Source organism: Clostridium sp. HMP27, from assembly GCF_000765165.1.
Lineage (GTDB): Bacteria > Bacillota > Clostridia > Clostridiales > Clostridiaceae > Clostridium_AK.
This window is the reverse complement of sequence record NZ_JMFY01000065.1, coordinates 1-16,204: the sequence shown is the minus strand read 5'-3', so window position 1 is coordinate 16,204 and position 16,204 is coordinate 1. Positions and strand designations below refer to the sequence as shown.

Below are 16,204 nucleotides of genomic sequence, written 5' to 3'. Positions count from 1 at the left end.
CTGCCGGGGAGGCCCGGTGGGAGAGTAGGTCGTTGCCAGATAAATTTATTCCGTGGTAGCTCAATGGCAGAGCATTCGGCTGTTAACCGAAGGGTTGGAGGTTCGAGCCCTCTCCACGGAGCCATTTTTATTTTTTGAAGAATTAAAGCACAACGAGTTTAATTAATGCAAATATTAATTAACTTATTGTGCTTTTTCGTATTTAAAATGTCCTAAGATTTCTAAAGGTAGAACAAAACACAAAAGAAGTGGCAAGTAGTACCGGCAAGTACAAATAGGTGCCAGATTGCATGGTTATAAGGTATTTTATCGAACATAAATAAAACTGCACCTAAGGTATAAAGAACTCCACCAGCTACTAAAAGAAATAAACCAGTGGGCGGAAGAAGTATGATCAATCTTTTTATAGCAAATACTATAATCCATCCCATCCCTACATAAGCTGAGGTAGACAATAATTCATATTTTTCAACCCAAAAGGATTTTAGGATAATTCCTACAATAGCAAGTCCCCATACAATCCCAAATATAGTCCAGCCTAATGGCCCTCGAAGTATAGTAAGAGTAAAGGGAGTATAGGTACCAGCAATAAGCAAGAAAATGGAACAGTGATCAAAAATCCTAAATATTCTCTTAACTTTTTTATTTGGAATGCTATGATAAAGCGTAGATCCAAGATACAGTATAATCATACAAACTCCAAATATAGTGTAACTTACAACATGCCAAGGATCCTTATAAAGAGCTGCAAATACAATCAAAAGTACTAAAGCTGCCACGGATAGAAGTGCACCTAATCCATGTGTTATGGCATTAGCTAATTCTTCTCCAAATGTATAAAAGTTATCTTGATCCTCCAAATTAAGACACCTCCTTTATATTAAATCTCTATCTATAATATATTAACTTATAAAACATATTGTAACATTTATATATTATACTTGCATTAATATATTTTATACAAGTTAAAAAGTTTATAAAATTCTTAAATATTATTTTATACCTTTTTTACAAACATACTATTTTTAAATTGTAAAACATATATTAATTTATGGCTTTGAATCTTTATAAAAGTAAATAAGGTTGAGTAGAAGTTTATATTTTATTAAATATTGTAACAAAAATGGATATTTTTATGTAAAAAATGTGATATAATGGAGAATGAATATTTCTTAATAAGGGAGGCAGTTATGAAATATATGGGTTGCTTTAAAGGTAATATAAATAAATATATCATTCATATAGTTTTTGGAGTTTTTTTTATAATAGCTATGTATATAAGTTCGTTTAAATATCTGATGTTTCATACCATTTGTGAACTTCTTATTATAATTGTAAGTTTTAGTATTATGATTATAACACTTAACATGAGTAAAAGCCCCAAAAATAATTATTTCATATTTTTGGGAATAACTTATGGATTCGTAGCTTGTATTGAATTATTACACACTTTATCTTATAGAGGTATGAATATAATAGATATAGGTAGTACAGCAAATATACCTACTCAATTATGGATAGCTGTAAGATATTTAGAGTCAATTTCTATATTAGTGTCATTTAGTTATATTAAAAAGAAGATTAATATTTTAAAGGTTTTTGTTTCTTATGCAATTATTGTAGTATTAATTATTTTAAGCATATTTAAGTTTCATATATTTCCTAACTGTTTTATAGAAGGATATGGATTAACACCCTTTAAGATGATAAGTGAATATATAATAATTGTAATTTTAGGAGTATGTTTGTTTATATCTTATGATGAGTATAATATAAATTTTTTATCTGATAAATCCTATAGTTATTTTATTATATTTTCAATAGGATCAGAATTGGCATTTACTATCTATAGAGATGTGTATGGAATTATTAATGGAACTGGACATGTACTTAAATTTGTATCCTTTTATATTTTATATAGTGCAATTATAAAAGAAACTTTGGGTAAGAATATCCATAAAATTACGGATAATGGCAAGATACTTAAGGAAACAGAGGGAATCTAAAGACTATTGGAAGTTTATTTTTTATAATTACAATTAATAATAATTATTTGTTAATAGATTATGTATGAATTGTAATATTTTTTTACTTATATCCCATAATATAGAAAACAGGTTTGAGATGTGTTATTATATTTCTATAAAATTATGGATAAAAGGGGATGGGGAATATAAGCTTAGATAGAATAGAAAAAGATAAATCCATGCTAGAATTTTTAGCGAACATCTCTCATGAACTTAAGACTCCTATAAATCTAATATATAGTATCAGTCAGGCTGAGGAATATTTTATTAATGAAGCAAATCTACAAAAGATAAGTGAATATAATAAAATAATTAAGCAAAACTGTTATAGACTTATTAAATTAACTAATAATATAATTGATGTTACTAAAATAAATGAAGGGTCTTTAAGACCTAAAATAGCTTATGTTAATATAGTTGAGATAGTAGAAAATATAGTCATGTCAGTAGTACCTTATCTTGAAAAAAGAGGAATAAATATAATATTTGATACAGATATAGAAGAGGAGTATGTAAATATAGATAATAATCTCATGGAAAGAATAATGCTAAATTTAATTTCAAATTCAATTAAGTATGGCAATAATAATGGTAATATAAGTATAAGTTTATATCATGATAATAAAGATTATATAAATGTAAGTGTAAAAGATGATGGAGTAGGAATTCCAAAAGAAAAACATAAAATAGTTTTTGAAAACTTTACTCAGGTCGACAATTTGTTTACAAGGAAATGTGAAGGAAATGGTATGGGATTAGCCTTGGTAAAGTCACTTGTAGAGCTTCAACAAGGAAAAATAAAATTAACAAGTGAAGTAGGACAAGGTACTGAGATAATTATAAGTATACCTATAACAGAAATTAATGAAGTTGCATGTACTACATTGAATTTTGACAACATAGAAAATAAGTCTATCATAGAAAAAATGAATATAGAGTTTTCGGACATATATTGGTAGTAAAAGAAGTTTGCAAATGCAAGCTTCTTCTATTATATAAACTAAAAATATGTCAAGCATAACAAATAATAAGTTATTGATAATAGTAAATTTAGTAAAGAGTTAACATAAAATATGTTGGAATTTGGGATATAATATGGTAAATTTAAGGTAGTAACCTAAAAATCACCTATTGTTTTACAATATAAGGAGGAATTTACCATGAATAACAAAAGTGGATTAAGAAAATCTATGTATATTTCTTTTATTATAATTTCTGTAATTGTAGTTACGGCTATGAGTGTTATAGGATTTATTAGTTACTCTTCGGCAAAGAAACAATTAACTGATTTAGGAATTAGATCATTACAAAATAAGGTCAATATTGGAATAGAAACTATGGAAAGCCTTGAAAAGGAAGTGCAAAAGGGGAAATATACAAGGCAAGAAGCTCAAGAAATGTTTAGACAAATATTTTTAAATCCAATATCACAAGATGGTAAGTCTAGAGAAGTCAAATCTTCCATTGACTTAGAAAATATTAAGGCTTATATGTATGCTATAGATAGTACAGGCTTAGAAGTTATGCATCCTGCTAAAGAGGGAGATAGCATTATGGATTATAAGGATGCAGGCGGTACATATGTTGCAAAAGAAATAATAAGAGAAGGAAGCAATCCTACTAATAATGGAGTTATACATTTTATATGGCAAAACCCTGGAGAAACTGAGGCAAAGCCAAAGGTAAATGTAGTTAAGTACTACAAGGATTGGGATTGGTACGTAAACGTAGGATGTTATGAAGAAGATTTTTATAAAGGAGCAAATAAATTATTAATTGAAATAATAGCACTTATTATAATATTTAGCGTTTTAGTTAGTATTTGCTTAATATATATTGTCGGAAAAAAGATATTCCCATTAGAAGGAATAATAGCAAGTATGAAGGAGTTATCACATGGAGACCTGAGAGTTAGATCTACTTATAATAAAAAGGATGAAATAGGATATGTAAGCAGTGTATTTAATGAAATGACAGTTCAAATGGAAGCTTTAATAGGCAAAATAAAAGCTGCTTTGAATACATTAAATGATTCCTCAACAGCACTTGCAGCATCTTCTTCGGATATAAATCACTCAAGTAAAGATATAGAGGAAGTTATGTCCGAAATTGCCAAAGGTTCAACAGATCAATCTAATCAGCTTTCAGATGTCTTAAAGCTCGTTGAAGGACTAACATCAAATTTAGATATTATAGGTCAAAAGTTTTCCAGAATGGCTGTAAGTGGGAGAGAAATAAAATATTCGGCAGATACAAATTCTGAAAATCTTCAAGAATTACTAGCATCTATTGAAGAAATAAAAAATTTATTTAATGGCGTAATAAATAAGATAAACGAATTTGAGGGAAACATGGGAAAAATTAATTTGATAGTGGAGGTAATAGATGGAGTAGTTCAGCAGACAAATCTCTTAGCATTAAATGCATCCATTGAAGCTGCAAGAGCAGGAGAGGCAGGAAGAGGATTTGCTGTTGTTGCAGATGAAATAAGAAAACTAGCTCAGCAAAGTTTAGATTCTTCAAATAATATAATTGGAATAACAAACAATATGACTAAAGATTTTAATAATGTAGCAAGTACTGCTAATTCAGCTACATTAAAGATTGAAAACCAAGTGGGAATAATAAGAGGTTCCATGACATCATTTAAATCTATTCTTAAAGAAATAAATGAAATAATGCCTGCTATGGAAGATATAAATAGTGAAATCCAAAGTGCTTTAGGTAAAAAGGAAATGGTACTAGAAAAGACAGAATCTGTATCAAGTATTTCTGAAGAATTATCTGCTTCAACTGAAGAAGTTGTAGCAACAATAGAAGAGCAAAATAAGGTAGTTAACAATTTAGCATACATGGCAGAAGATTTAAATAAAATATCTGAAGATATTTATAGTAATATTGAAAGATTTAAAACTAGCTAAAAAATTGAGGATTACTCCTCAATTTTTTTTAATGGTTTTTGTGCAGGTCCTTCAACTACCTCACCATTTATAGAAAATCTTGAACCATGGCATGGGCAATCCCAGGTTCTTTCTGCATCGTTCCACTGAACTTCACATCCCAGATGGGTACAGGTAGTATCCAAAATATGAAGTTCTCCTTGCTCACCTCTATATGCCCCGGCTCTTTTGCCATTTATGAACACAACTGCGCCTTCATCATTTTTCAAATCATCAGGTTTTCTATTATTAGCTGATACTTTTCCTTTAATAAGTTCTTTAGCTACATCTGTATTCATTGAAATAAAGTTTTTCACACTAGGATCAGCATTAAACCTAGAAGGTGTATAGAGATTAGAATAAGGATTTTCTTTCTCCAAAATAGAATCTCTTATAATTAAAGCAGCTAGGGTTCCACTTGTCATACCCCATTGTTTATACCCTGTTGCAACATATATGTTTGGATTGCTATCAGTAATATGTCCTATGTAAGGTATATTATCTAAGGTCACTAGGTCTTGAGTAGACCATCTGTAAGGTATACTTTTTATTTTAAACAGTTCATCACCAAAGGATTTTAAAACTTCGTATCGACCAGATGTGGGAATATCACTTTGGCCAGTTTTATGACTTTCCCCTCCAATTATAACTAAGTTTTCTCCATTAAAAGGTGTATATCTAAGAGAACGTCCAGGATTCTCAGCATTTATATACATACCACCAGGATAAGGCTTTTCGGTTATAGCTCCTAAAACGTAAGATCTAAGTGGATACATTCTTGAAAAATACAATCCCATTCCATCATAAAAAGGATAGTGAGTACAAATAACTACATTATCACAGGTTATTTTATGGCCAGTTTTTGTTATAACTTTAAGTTCTGGAGATTTTTCAATATCTATTGCTTGAGTATTTTCATAAATAATATTTCCATCTTCATTAATAGAATTTACAAGACTATTTAAATATTTAAGTGGATGAAATTGAGCTTGATTTTTCATAACTAATGCAGCTTTTATATCTAATGGTATAGGCATACTATTCAGGTATTCTCCAGGTATGCCCAAGGCTTCATAAGCCTTTGATTCATTTAATATTTTTTGCACATAATCTTCAGATTGAGTGTATATGTAAGCATCTTGTTCAATGAAATCACAGTCGATATTTTTTTCCTTTATAGTGCTTTTTATAAAGTTTAATGCCTGCATATTAGACTCATAGTAAAGCTTAGTCTTTTCATGTCCTATTTCATTTAAAAATTCATCATATATTAATTCATGTTGTGCAGTTATTTTAGCTGTAGTATGGCCAGTAGTTGCACTTAATATTTTGCTGGATTCTAAAATTACAACTTTTAAACCTTCTTTCTTAAGCAAATAAGCTAAAGTGATACCAGTAATTCCTCCACCAACTATAACCACATCTACCTTCATATTGTCAGAGTAATTTGAGAAGAATGGGAACTTTGTAGACTCCATCCAATAGGCTTCAGGATATTTAGGAATATCTCTATTTTGTAAATTATCTTCAGTCATATTATATGCCTCCTGTGTTATCAATTAAGATTAAAGTAAAAGATAAGTTAATCAATAAATCTTATTAAATGACAAGTTCCTAATTATTACTTAATCAATAAGATTAATTTTTCCTGAAATTTAAATTTAATACATATCTTAATTATAAGTAAAATGGTATAAAGTGAAATTATATAACTATAAATATTTAATAAAATATTGGATAAATGAAAACGAATTCTGCGGTATATATTGGAAATTATATGAATAATATATTAATGAAATTCAATTAATAAAATATTAATATTATAATGGGGGGAACTTTATGAAAAAGGTAATGGCAAGTATAATCCTTGCTTCTGTACTTACAGGAGCTTTGGTAGGGTGCTCAGGTGGACAAAAACCAGCAGGAGATAAAGCAGAAGATAAGAAGGATAAACCAACTATAGGATGTGCTATTTATAAGTTTGACGATACATTTATGACAGGAGTTCGTAATGCAATATCTGGAGCGGCAGGAGATAAGGCAACAGTAGACATAGTAGATAGCCAAAATTCACAGCCAACTCAAAATGATAAAGTAGACTTATTTATAACAAAGAAAGTAAATAGTCTTGCAATAAACCCAGTTGATCGTACTGCAGCAGGAGTGTTAATTGACAAAGCTCAAAAGGCAAATACACCAGTAGTATTTTTCAATAGGGAACCCTTACCAGAAGATATGAAGAAATGGGATAAGGTTTATTACGTTGGAGCTAGAGCTGAAGAATCCGGAACAATATCAGGACAGCTTGCAGTTGATTATTGGAAGGGGCATCCTGAAGCTGATAAGAACAAAGATGGAGTTATGCAGTATGTAATGTTAAAGGGAGAACCAGGACATCAAGATGCAGAACTTAGAACTAAATATTCAGTTCAAGCTGTAACAGATGCAGGTATAAAGGTGGATAAGCTTGCTGAAGATACAGCTATGTGGGATCGTGTAAAAGGACAGGAAAAGATGGCTGCATTCCTTGCTGCAAATGGTGATAAGATAGAAATGGTATTTGCAAATAATGATGATATGGCACTTGGAGCTATTGAAGCATTAAAAGCAGGTGGATACTTCAAAGATAATAAATATATGCCAGTTATAGGCGTTGATGCAACTGCACCAGCATTAAAGGCTCTTGAAGAAGGGACTATGCTTGGAACAGTTTTAAATGATGCTAAGAATCAAGGTAAGGCTACATTCAATATAGCTGAAGTATTAGCTAAGGGTGGAACTCCAAGTAAAGAAAATATAGGATTTGACTTAACTGATGGAAAATATGTATGGGTACCATATAAAAAGATTACAAAGGAAAACATGAACGAAGCAAAATAAGGATTCATTAAAGAGTGAAGGGTTAGTGAGGATTAAAAACTTACATTAGCTTTTCACTCTTAATTCTCAATAAATAGCTGAAAATAAAAGGAGTGGAGGTGATTAAATGGATGAAGGTGAATTTATTCTTCAGATGAATAACATATCTAAAGAGTTTCCAGGAGTTAAAGCATTAGATAATGTAACTCTAAAAGTAAGAAAAGGAAGCGTTCATGCTCTTATGGGGGAAAATGGAGCTGGAAAGTCTACTCTTATGAAATGCCTTTTTGGTATATATAAAGAAGATTCAGGAGATATAATTTTAGATGGGAAAAAAATTGATATAAAAGAACCTAAGATTGCACTAGATAATGGTATATCAATGATTCACCAAGAACTACATCCTGTGCCTTATAGAAATGTTATTGAAAATATATGGCTTGGAAGATTTTCAACTAAAAAAATAGGGCCATTAAAATTTGTAGATGAAAAAAGCATGTATGAAGCTACAAAGAAGCTTTTTGAGAACCTTAATATAGATATAAATCCTAAAGATATAGTAGGAAATATGTCTGTATCTAAAATTCAGTTGATAGAAATTGCAAAAGCAGTGTCATATAATTCTAAGGTTATAATAATGGACGAACCTACATCATCCTTAACTGAAAATGAAGTAGAACATTTATTTACGATAATAAATGAATTAAAAAATCGTGGAGTTTCTATAATTTATATATCCCATAAGATAGAAGAAATACTTAAAATATCTGACGAAGTGACAATTATGCGTGATGGTAAGTATATAGGTACATGGAAGTCTTTAGAACTTACTACAGATATGATAATTTCTAAAATGGTAGGACGTGACATGACAAATAGATTCCCGCCTAAAAGTAATATTCCAGGAGAAGTAGTGCTGAAAATTGAGCAATTGACATCTATCATGGGAAAATCCTTTAGTGACATTTCATTTGAATTGAAAAAAGGAGAAGTATTAGGTATAGGTGGACTTGTAGGAGCACAACGCACAGAACTTGTGGAAGCGTTATTTGGACTAAGGGGAATTAGTAATGGAAAGATATTTATTAATAATAAAGAAGTAAAAATAAAATCACCAATAGATGCAAAGAAGCATAAAATTGCACTTTTAACTGAAGAAAGAAGAGCAACGGGAATATTTCCAGTACTTTCAATACTGGAGAATACTGTGGTTGCAAATATAAATCGATATGTCACACCTTTACGCATTATAAATGAAGGTAAAAGACGAGAAGATGTAAAGAAAAGTATAAAAATGCTTAAGGTAAAAACCCCTTCGTTTAGAACTCTTATAAAGGATCTATCTGGTGGAAATCAACAAAAGGTGCTTATAGCAAGGTGGCTTTTAACAGAACCTGAAATACTTATATTAGATGAACCAACTCGTGGGATTGATGTTGGTGCAAAGTATGAAATATATACAATAATTGCAGATCTTGCAAAGCAAGGCAAAAGCATCATAATGATATCTTCTGAAATGCCGGAGCTTATTGGAATGTCTGATCGTATAATGGTTATGTGTGAGGGACATCTCTCTGGAATTATAAGTGGCAGTGATGCAACAGAGGAAGAAATAATGCGTCTTGCAACAAAGTTTAGTTCATAGGGAAGGAGGATTTATTATGGAAAAATCCGATATTAAGAAAATAGATATGAAGAAAGTAAAGGAATTTTTATCCCAGCATGCAATTTATATAGTTTTAGTAATGCTTGTATTGGCTATTGCCGTAAAGGATTCAAGATTTTTATCACTTACTTGCTTAAAAGACATTTTACTTCAAAGCGCTACAAAGGTAATTATTGCCCTGGGAATAGCCTTTGTACTTATAACAGGTGGCGTTGACCTTTCTGCTGGACGTGTGGTAGGATTTGCCGCAGTATTATCTGCATCTATGCTTCAAACTCCTGATTATGCAAGAAGATTTTACCCCGATTTACCTCAGCTTAATTTAATCATACCTATTTTAATTGCCATAATTGCAGCACTTTTAGCTGGTGCCGTAAATGGATTTATTATTTCAAAGTTTAGTGTACCACCTTTTATAGCAACTTTAGGTACCATGGTAATTGTATATGGACTAAATTCAATTTACTTTGATCTACCTCCAAATGACTCACAGCCTATTGGAGGGCTTAGAAAAGATTTTACTAATTTAGGATCAGGACATATATTTTCATTTCCTGTTATAGTATTAATTGCAATAATAGTATCAATAATAGTTTGGGTAATATTTAATAAAACTCGCCTTGGAAAGAATATGTATGCTATAGGTGGAAATAAAGAAGCAGCTAAAGTTTCAGGTATAAATGTAGGACTTACACTTTTAATATTATATGCAATTGCAGGTTCGTTATATGGACTTGGAGGAGTGTTAGAAGCTGCCAGAACTGGAGGAGCTACAAATAACTATGGGAACATGTACGAAATGGATGCTATTGCTGCCTGCGTTGTAGGGGGAGTATCTACTTCAGGAGGAATAGGAACTGTTCAAGGAATTTTAGCCGGAGTATTAATATTTAGCGTAATAAATTATGGGCTTACATTTATAGGAGTAAATCCATACTGGCAGCTTATAGTAAAGGGACTTATTATAGTAACCGCTGTGGCTTTTGACATAAGAAAATATATTGCGAAAAAATGATATTTAGGAATTAGTAGTGAGGTGATAGGTACAAGGATTGGATAGAACTTTGACTAGTCAAAATTTCACCAGTTTCTGGCACCTAAAGCCTAGAAACTAATTCCTTTAAACTTATAAGGTTGTTAATAGCTCAGCTTATAAATTTAATTGTAATAATTATTGAAAAAGGGGTAAAAATATTATAGAGTTTTAAAAATCAATAATATTAAAAATAACTATTACAATTGGAAGGGTGATTTAAGTGAGTGAAACAATTTTAGAAAAAGCTGAGGGACGTGTAAGCTATCACGATTCTGTTGAAGAAATGCTTAAGCGCATTAGAGAAGATGGAATGTCTAACGTCTTCGATAGATGGGTACAACAAGAAAAAATACGTTGTAAATTTTGCCTTCAAGGATTAAGCTGTCAATTATGTTCTCAAGGTCCTTGTAGGTTAAATGATAAGGGTGAACCAGACAAGGGAGTATGCGGAATTGGTCCAGACGCAATGGCAATGAGAAATTTCCTTCTTAAAAATATTATGGGAGCTGGTACATATAGTCATCATGCCTATGAAGCATTCCGTACATTAAAAGCTACAGGAGAAGGAAAAACTCCATTTAAGATTAAGGATGTTAATAAACTTAAATGGATGTGTGAAAAGTTAGGAATCGATACAAATCAAGATACAAATAAAATGGCTATACAATTAGCAGAATTATTACAAAGACAGCAAGAAATTGGTGAAGATGATGAAAACCTTATGGTAGAAGCTTTTGCACCAAGAAAGAGAAAGGAAGTTTGGAAAAAGATAAATGTTTACCCTAAAGGAACAATTCATGAAGAACAAAACTGTGTAGCAAGCTGCTTAACAAACGTAGATGGAAGCTATGTTTCATTAGCTGCAAAAGCACTTAGACTTGGAATAGCTACTATATACAATTCTCAAATTGGGCTTGAAATGGTTCAAGATATATTATTTGGAACCCCAACTCCTCATGAAGTAGATACAGATTTAGGTATTATGGATCCAGATTACATAAATATAGTATTTAATGGTCACCAACCTTGGATAGGCGCTGCAATGATTGAAAAGGCTAGAACACCTGAAGTCCAAGAAAGAGCAAGAAAAGCTGGAGCAAAGGGACTTCACGTAGTAGGATCTATAGAAACTGGCCAGGAATTATTACAAAGATATAATGTAGATGACACTTTTGTAGGACTTATGGGAAATTGGCTTACAATAGAACCATTACTTGCAACAGGTACAGTTGACGTTTTAGCAATGGAAGAAAACTGTTCTCCACCTGCTATTGATATGTATGCTGAAAAATATCAGTTAACATTAGTATCATTAAGCACTATCATTGATTTGCCAGGAATAGAACATAAACTTCCATATTACCCTGAAAAGGTAAATGAAACAGTAGATACATTAATTAATCTTGCAGAAGAAAACTTTAAAAAACGTCATGGCAAAATAACACCTATGGTTCCTAAAAAGATTCAAAAGGCAATTGCAGGTTTCTCAACAGAAGCAGTACTAGGTGCTCTTGGAAACAGACTTGAACCACTAGTAGACGTAATAGTTGCAGGAAAGATTAAGGGAGTAGTAGCTCTTGCAAACTGCTCAACCCTTAGAAATGGTCCACAGGACTGGAATACAGTAAACTTAACAAAAGAATTAATAAAGAAAGATATATTAGTTGTTAGTGGTGGTTGTGGAAATCATGCACTTGAGGTTGCAGGACTTTGTACTTTAGATGCAGCGAACACCATGGCAGGAGAAGGATTAAAAGAAGTTTGTAACTTGCTTAAGATTCCTCCAGTACTAAGCTTTGGAACATGTACAGATACAGGAAGAATATCAATGCTTGTTACAGCTCTTGCAGACCACTTAGATGTGGATGTACCACAACTTCCTATAGCTGTTACTGCTCCAGAATGGATGGAACAAAAGGCTACAATAGATGGTATATTTGCAGTAGCATATGGTGCATATACTCATTTATCTCCAGTGCCATTTATGACTGGTGCTCCTAAACTTGTGAAGTTACTTACAGAAGAAGTTGAGGGATTAACTGGCGGTAAAGTTGCTCTTGGAGATGATCCTGTAGAAGTTGCAAATAACATAGAAGCACACATTATTTCTAAGAGAAAAGGAATGGGGCTTAGTTAGTAATTAATATAAATTAATATCAATTAAAAGGAACTTCGGAGAGATTTGAGGTTCCTTTTTTGATTTTTAAATATTAAAATAATAATATAATCTTTATAGAAATCATAAAGCATAAGTCAATCATTAATGATTAGATACTATATAATTAGTAGAGCATAAAAAAGGGGTAATAAAATGAAAATAATAGAGGTAGTAAAAAAAAGGACATCAGTAAGAAGTTATAAAAATCAAGAATTAAGTAAGGAAATTAGAGAAGATATATTAAATCATTTAAATAATACTAAAGGACCTTTTAACGTCAATGTAAGATTTTCTATTGTGGATTCAAATGATAAAGGTTTGGATGATTTAAAGCTTGGAACCTATGGAGTTATAAGAGGATGTAATATGTTTATAGCAACAGCTGTTAAAAATGAGCCTAGAAGTATGGAGCAGCTTGGATATAGATTGGAAAGCGGAATACTTTATGCTGCTTCTCAGGGCCTTGGAACTTGCTGGCTTGGTGGAACATTTAAAAGAGAAGAATTTAAAAAGGCAATAAATTTAAAAGATGAAGAAATACTTCCGATAATAACTCCTATAGGATATCCGAGAGAAGGTAGAAGCATAATAGACTCAATCATGAAATTTTCATCAGGATCAAAAAATAGAAAAAATTTTGAAGAAATCTTCTATAATAAAGGTTTTCAAAATGCTTTATCAAGAAAGGATGCAGAAATGTACGAAGAAGCATTTGAAGCTGTAAGACTTGCACCCTCTGCAGTAAATGCTCAGCCCTGGAGAATAATAATGGATAATAATAAATTTCATTTTTATATAAAAAGAAAAAAAGCCTATAAAGAAACAATGTCCTATGATATTCAAAAAATTGATATAGGTATTGCAATGTGCCACTTTGAGCTTGCAATTAATGAGCTTGGATTTAAGGGAAAGTGGATAGAGGATAGGGAAGCTCCGAAAGGTGAAGCCGAATATGTAATAAGTTTTGAAATTTAAGTTTATGAAAAAAAGGAAGTTTGTCTTGCAAGCTTCCTTTAAATGTCCCCTGATATTATAAATAATATTAATTTTAAATCTTTGCATGAAGTGACGATATAGAATATAATTGTAAATGCTAGACATTTAGTTAATATCTAATAGTTAAAAGTTAATATAAAAACTTGTATAGGCAGGTTTTATGCATTTAAGCAGATTTTATTAAAAATTAAATGAACTAAGGAAGGTAGTAGTTATGAATTTAATAACACTTGAAAATATATCAAAAAGCTATAGCGAAAAGGAACTCTTTAATAATATAAACTTAGGAATTAACGAAGGAGATAAAATAGGAGTTATAGGTATAAATGGTACAGGGAAAAGTACTCTTCTTAAAATAATTGCAGGAGTTGAAGTAGAAGACAGCGGAAGAATTATAAAAAATAGTTTAATTAATATAGAGTACTTACCACAATTACCTGAGTTTGATGCTGAAAAGACAGTTATTCAGGAGGTTTTCAGAGGGAATTCTCCTATAATCAAGGTTATAAGGGAATATGAAGAAGCGCTTGAAGATAAAAATAGTAATCCGGAAAGAATAATGAGACTTACTCACAGTATGGATAATTTAAATGCATGGACTATTGAAAGTGAGGCTAAAACGGTACTTACAAAGCTAGGAATTATGGACTTTAATGTGAAGGTAGGAACACTTTCAGGAGGACAAAGAAAAAGAATAGCACTAGCAGGAGCCTTAGTAAATCCATCCGATTTACTTATATTAGATGAGCCAACTAATCATTTAGATAATGAAACTATAGATTGGCTGGAGCAATATTTAAATAAGAGAAAAGGTGCTCTCTTAATGATAACTCATGATAGATATTTTTTAGATAGAGTTGCAAATGAAATAATAGAGTTAGATGGGGGAAAGCTTTATACCTATGAAGGGAATTATAGTGCCTTTCTGCAGAAAAAAATTGAAAGAGAAGAAATAGAGGCTTCTAGTGAAAAGAAAAGGCAGAGTCTTTTAAGAAAGGAACTTGCTTGGATAAGAAGAGGGGCTAAAGCAAGAAGTACTAAGCAGAAGGCAAGAATTGATCGTTTTGAAAAGCTAACCGATGAAGCAATAGACTTAAATGAAGATAGGCTTGAAATATCTCTTGCAGGAACAAGACTTGGGAGGAAAGTTATAGAGCTTAATAATATTACAAAGGTTTTTCGAGATAAAAAAGTTATAGATGATTTCAGTTATATAGTACTTAGACGAGACAGAGTAGGAATAATTGGCCCTAATGGAGAAGGAAAATCCACACTTATGAATATTATAAGTGGAAAACTAAAACCTGATAGTGGAACTGTAGAAGTTGGAGAAACAGTGAAAATAGGTATGTTTTCACAGGAAAGTTATCATATGAATGAGGGCATGAGAGTTATAGAATACATAAGAGAAGGAGCGGAATTTATAGAAAATAGCGAGGGGTATAAATTAAGTGCTTCTCAAATGCTTGAAAGATTTTTATTTACAGGATCAGATCAGTGGACTCCTATTTCTAGGCTTTCAGGTGGAGAAAAAAGAAGACTTTATCTTTTAAGAGTTTTAATGGAATCTCCAAATGTTCTTTTATTAGACGAACCTACGAATGACTTAGATATAGAAACTTTAAAGGTATTAGAAGATTATATTGAAGAGTTTCCTGGAGCAGTAATATCAGTATCTCATGATAGGTACTTTTTAGATAGAATGGCAGAAAGAATTTTCTCATTTGAAGGAAAAGGAAAAATAACTCAGTATACGGGAAATTATAGTGATGTAAAGGAATTAAGAGATGAAAATACAAAACTATTAGAAGAGGAAAATAAGTCTTTAAAAGATGGAAAAGCTAATCAAAAGCATAAGGAAGATGTAAATGTATTAAAGAAAAAAAATAATACTTTAAAGTTTTCCTACAAGGAACAAAGAGAGTACGATGAAATAGATAATATTGTTGCAGATTTAGAACAAAGGTTAGAGCAAATTGAAAAAGATATGCATTATTACTCAACAGATTATGGAAAACTTAATAACCTTATGAAAGAAAAAGAAGAAACAGAACAGCTTTTAGAAGAAAAAATGGATAGATGGATGTACCTTAATGAATTGGCAGAAAAAATTGAGGAAAGTAAAAGATCCCTACTTTAAATAAGTAGGGATTTTTTAGCGTTTTCGTAGAAAAAATTTAGAGAATTAAGTAAAGAACACAAATATAATATTAACTTTAATTTATACCTTTATTAGAGATTTTGAATCAAGGATAGTAAAATAATTAATAATTTTTTTACAAAATATGGAATAAAGCTTTTAAAGGGTGTATAATATATATTAGATGGAAATAAATTACATCTATGCTGATAAATTAAATTAATATTAATTTATCTTTAAACTTTTATTTTAAATAAATATTTTTAAATTTGGGGGTATGGAAAATGGCATTTATTAAACCAGAAAAAAATTATGAAACTATGATTCGTCTACGTATGTCTTCAGGAGATGCTCATTATGCAGGAGAATTAGTTAATGGATCA

The 16,204-nt window shown here is 31.0% G+C and carries 11 protein-coding genes and 1 tRNA gene; 10 read left to right on the top strand and 2 right to left on the bottom strand.

Annotation, left to right across the window (positions count from 1 at the left end):
- Positions 1-49 precede the first annotated feature (49 nt).
- Positions 50-124: transfer RNA gene (locus tag DP68_RS18645), tRNA-Asn, on the top strand.
- 97 nt (positions 125-221) lie between these two features.
- On the opposite strand, the gene DP68_RS18640 is transcribed toward DP68_RS18645, so the two are convergent.
- Positions 222-860 (bottom strand): hemolysin III family protein, encoded by a 639-nt coding sequence (locus DP68_RS18640; protein ID WP_035312029.1) that lies wholly within the window; start codon positions 858-860, stop codon positions 222-224.
- A 330-nt stretch (positions 861-1,190) separates the two neighbouring features.
- Here DP68_RS18640 and DP68_RS18635 point away from each other — a divergent pair, with 330 nt between their 5' ends.
- The 3 genes from DP68_RS18635 (at position 1,191) to DP68_RS18625 (ending at position 4,948) form a co-directional block, all read left to right on the top strand.
- A complete protein-coding gene (locus DP68_RS18635; protein WP_052085911.1) occupies positions 1,191-2,006 on the top strand; it encodes an MASE3 domain-containing protein in 816 nt (271 codons plus the stop codon).
- A gap of 158 nt (positions 2,007-2,164) precedes the next feature.
- Complete coding sequence (locus tag DP68_RS18630; RefSeq protein ID WP_035312027.1) at positions 2,165-2,986, top strand: HAMP domain-containing sensor histidine kinase; 822 nt, start codon at positions 2,165-2,167, stop codon at positions 2,984-2,986.
- 201 nt (positions 2,987-3,187) lie between these two features.
- Positions 3,188-4,948: a methyl-accepting chemotaxis protein gene (locus DP68_RS18625; protein WP_035312025.1), complete on the top strand. Its 1,761-nt coding sequence runs from the start codon at positions 3,188-3,190 to the stop codon at positions 4,946-4,948.
- A gap of 11 nt (positions 4,949-4,959) precedes the next feature.
- On the opposite strand, the gene DP68_RS18620 is transcribed toward DP68_RS18625, so the two are convergent.
- Complete coding sequence (locus DP68_RS18620; RefSeq protein WP_035312022.1) at positions 4,960-6,501, bottom strand: FAD-dependent oxidoreductase; 1,542 nt, start codon at positions 6,499-6,501, stop codon at positions 4,960-4,962.
- A 304-nt stretch (positions 6,502-6,805) separates the two neighbouring features.
- Between DP68_RS18620 and DP68_RS18615 the strand changes: the two genes are divergently transcribed.
- From DP68_RS18615 to DP68_RS18590, 6 genes are all read left to right on the top strand, one after another.
- Positions 6,806-7,846, top strand: coding sequence for a galactose ABC transporter substrate-binding protein (locus tag DP68_RS18615; RefSeq protein WP_035312020.1), 1,041 nt, complete (start codon positions 6,806-6,808; stop codon positions 7,844-7,846).
- 106 nt (positions 7,847-7,952) lie between these two features.
- The gene (locus tag DP68_RS18610) at positions 7,953-9,470 is read left to right on the top strand and encodes a sugar ABC transporter ATP-binding protein (RefSeq protein WP_035312019.1); all 1,518 of its coding nucleotides are present in this window, start codon (positions 7,953-7,955) and stop codon (positions 9,468-9,470) included.
- Positions 9,471-9,486: 16 nt separating this feature from the next.
- On the top strand, positions 9,487-10,506 hold the full coding sequence (gene mglC, locus DP68_RS18605; RefSeq protein WP_052085910.1) for a galactose/methyl galactoside ABC transporter permease MglC: 1,020 nt from the start codon (positions 9,487-9,489) through the stop codon (positions 10,504-10,506).
- Positions 10,507-10,747: 241 nt separating this feature from the next.
- Complete coding sequence (gene cooS, locus DP68_RS18600) at positions 10,748-12,664, top strand: anaerobic carbon-monoxide dehydrogenase catalytic subunit (protein ID WP_035312018.1); 1,917 nt, start codon at positions 10,748-10,750, stop codon at positions 12,662-12,664.
- A 174-nt stretch (positions 12,665-12,838) separates the two neighbouring features.
- Positions 12,839-13,660, top strand: coding sequence for a nitroreductase family protein (locus tag DP68_RS18595; protein ID WP_035312017.1), 822 nt, complete (start codon positions 12,839-12,841; stop codon positions 13,658-13,660).
- Between the two features lie 235 nt (positions 13,661-13,895).
- Positions 13,896-15,821, top strand: a complete 1,926-nt coding sequence (locus DP68_RS18590; protein ID WP_035312016.1) for an ABC-F family ATP-binding cassette domain-containing protein — start codon at positions 13,896-13,898, stop codon at positions 15,819-15,821.
- Positions 15,822-16,204: the final 383 nt, after the last annotated feature.

Excerpts from the sequence above, each read along its gene's own strand:
- DP68_RS18620 (WP_035312022.1), bottom strand. The coding sequence starts at position 6,501 with ATGACTGAAGATAATTTACAAAATAGAGATATTCCTAAATATCCTGAA.
- DP68_RS18610 (WP_035312019.1), top strand. The coding sequence starts at position 7,953 with ATGGATGAAGGTGAATTTATTCTTCAGATGAATAACATATCTAAAGAG.
- DP68_RS18625 (WP_035312025.1), top strand. The coding sequence starts at position 3,188 with ATGAATAACAAAAGTGGATTAAGAAAATCTATGTATATTTCTTTTATT.
- DP68_RS18630 (WP_035312027.1), top strand. The coding sequence starts at position 2,165 with ATGGGGAATATAAGCTTAGATAGAATAGAAAAAGATAAATCCATGCTA.
- DP68_RS18635 (WP_052085911.1), top strand. The coding sequence starts at position 1,191 with ATGAAATATATGGGTTGCTTTAAAGGTAATATAAATAAATATATCATT.
- DP68_RS18590 (WP_035312016.1), top strand. The coding sequence starts at position 13,896 with ATGAATTTAATAACACTTGAAAATATATCAAAAAGCTATAGCGAAAAG.
- DP68_RS18595 (WP_035312017.1), top strand. The coding sequence starts at position 12,839 with ATGAAAATAATAGAGGTAGTAAAAAAAAGGACATCAGTAAGAAGTTAT.
- DP68_RS18615 (WP_035312020.1), top strand. The coding sequence starts at position 6,806 with ATGAAAAAGGTAATGGCAAGTATAATCCTTGCTTCTGTACTTACAGGA.
- mglC (WP_052085910.1), top strand. The coding sequence starts at position 9,487 with ATGGAAAAATCCGATATTAAGAAAATAGATATGAAGAAAGTAAAGGAA.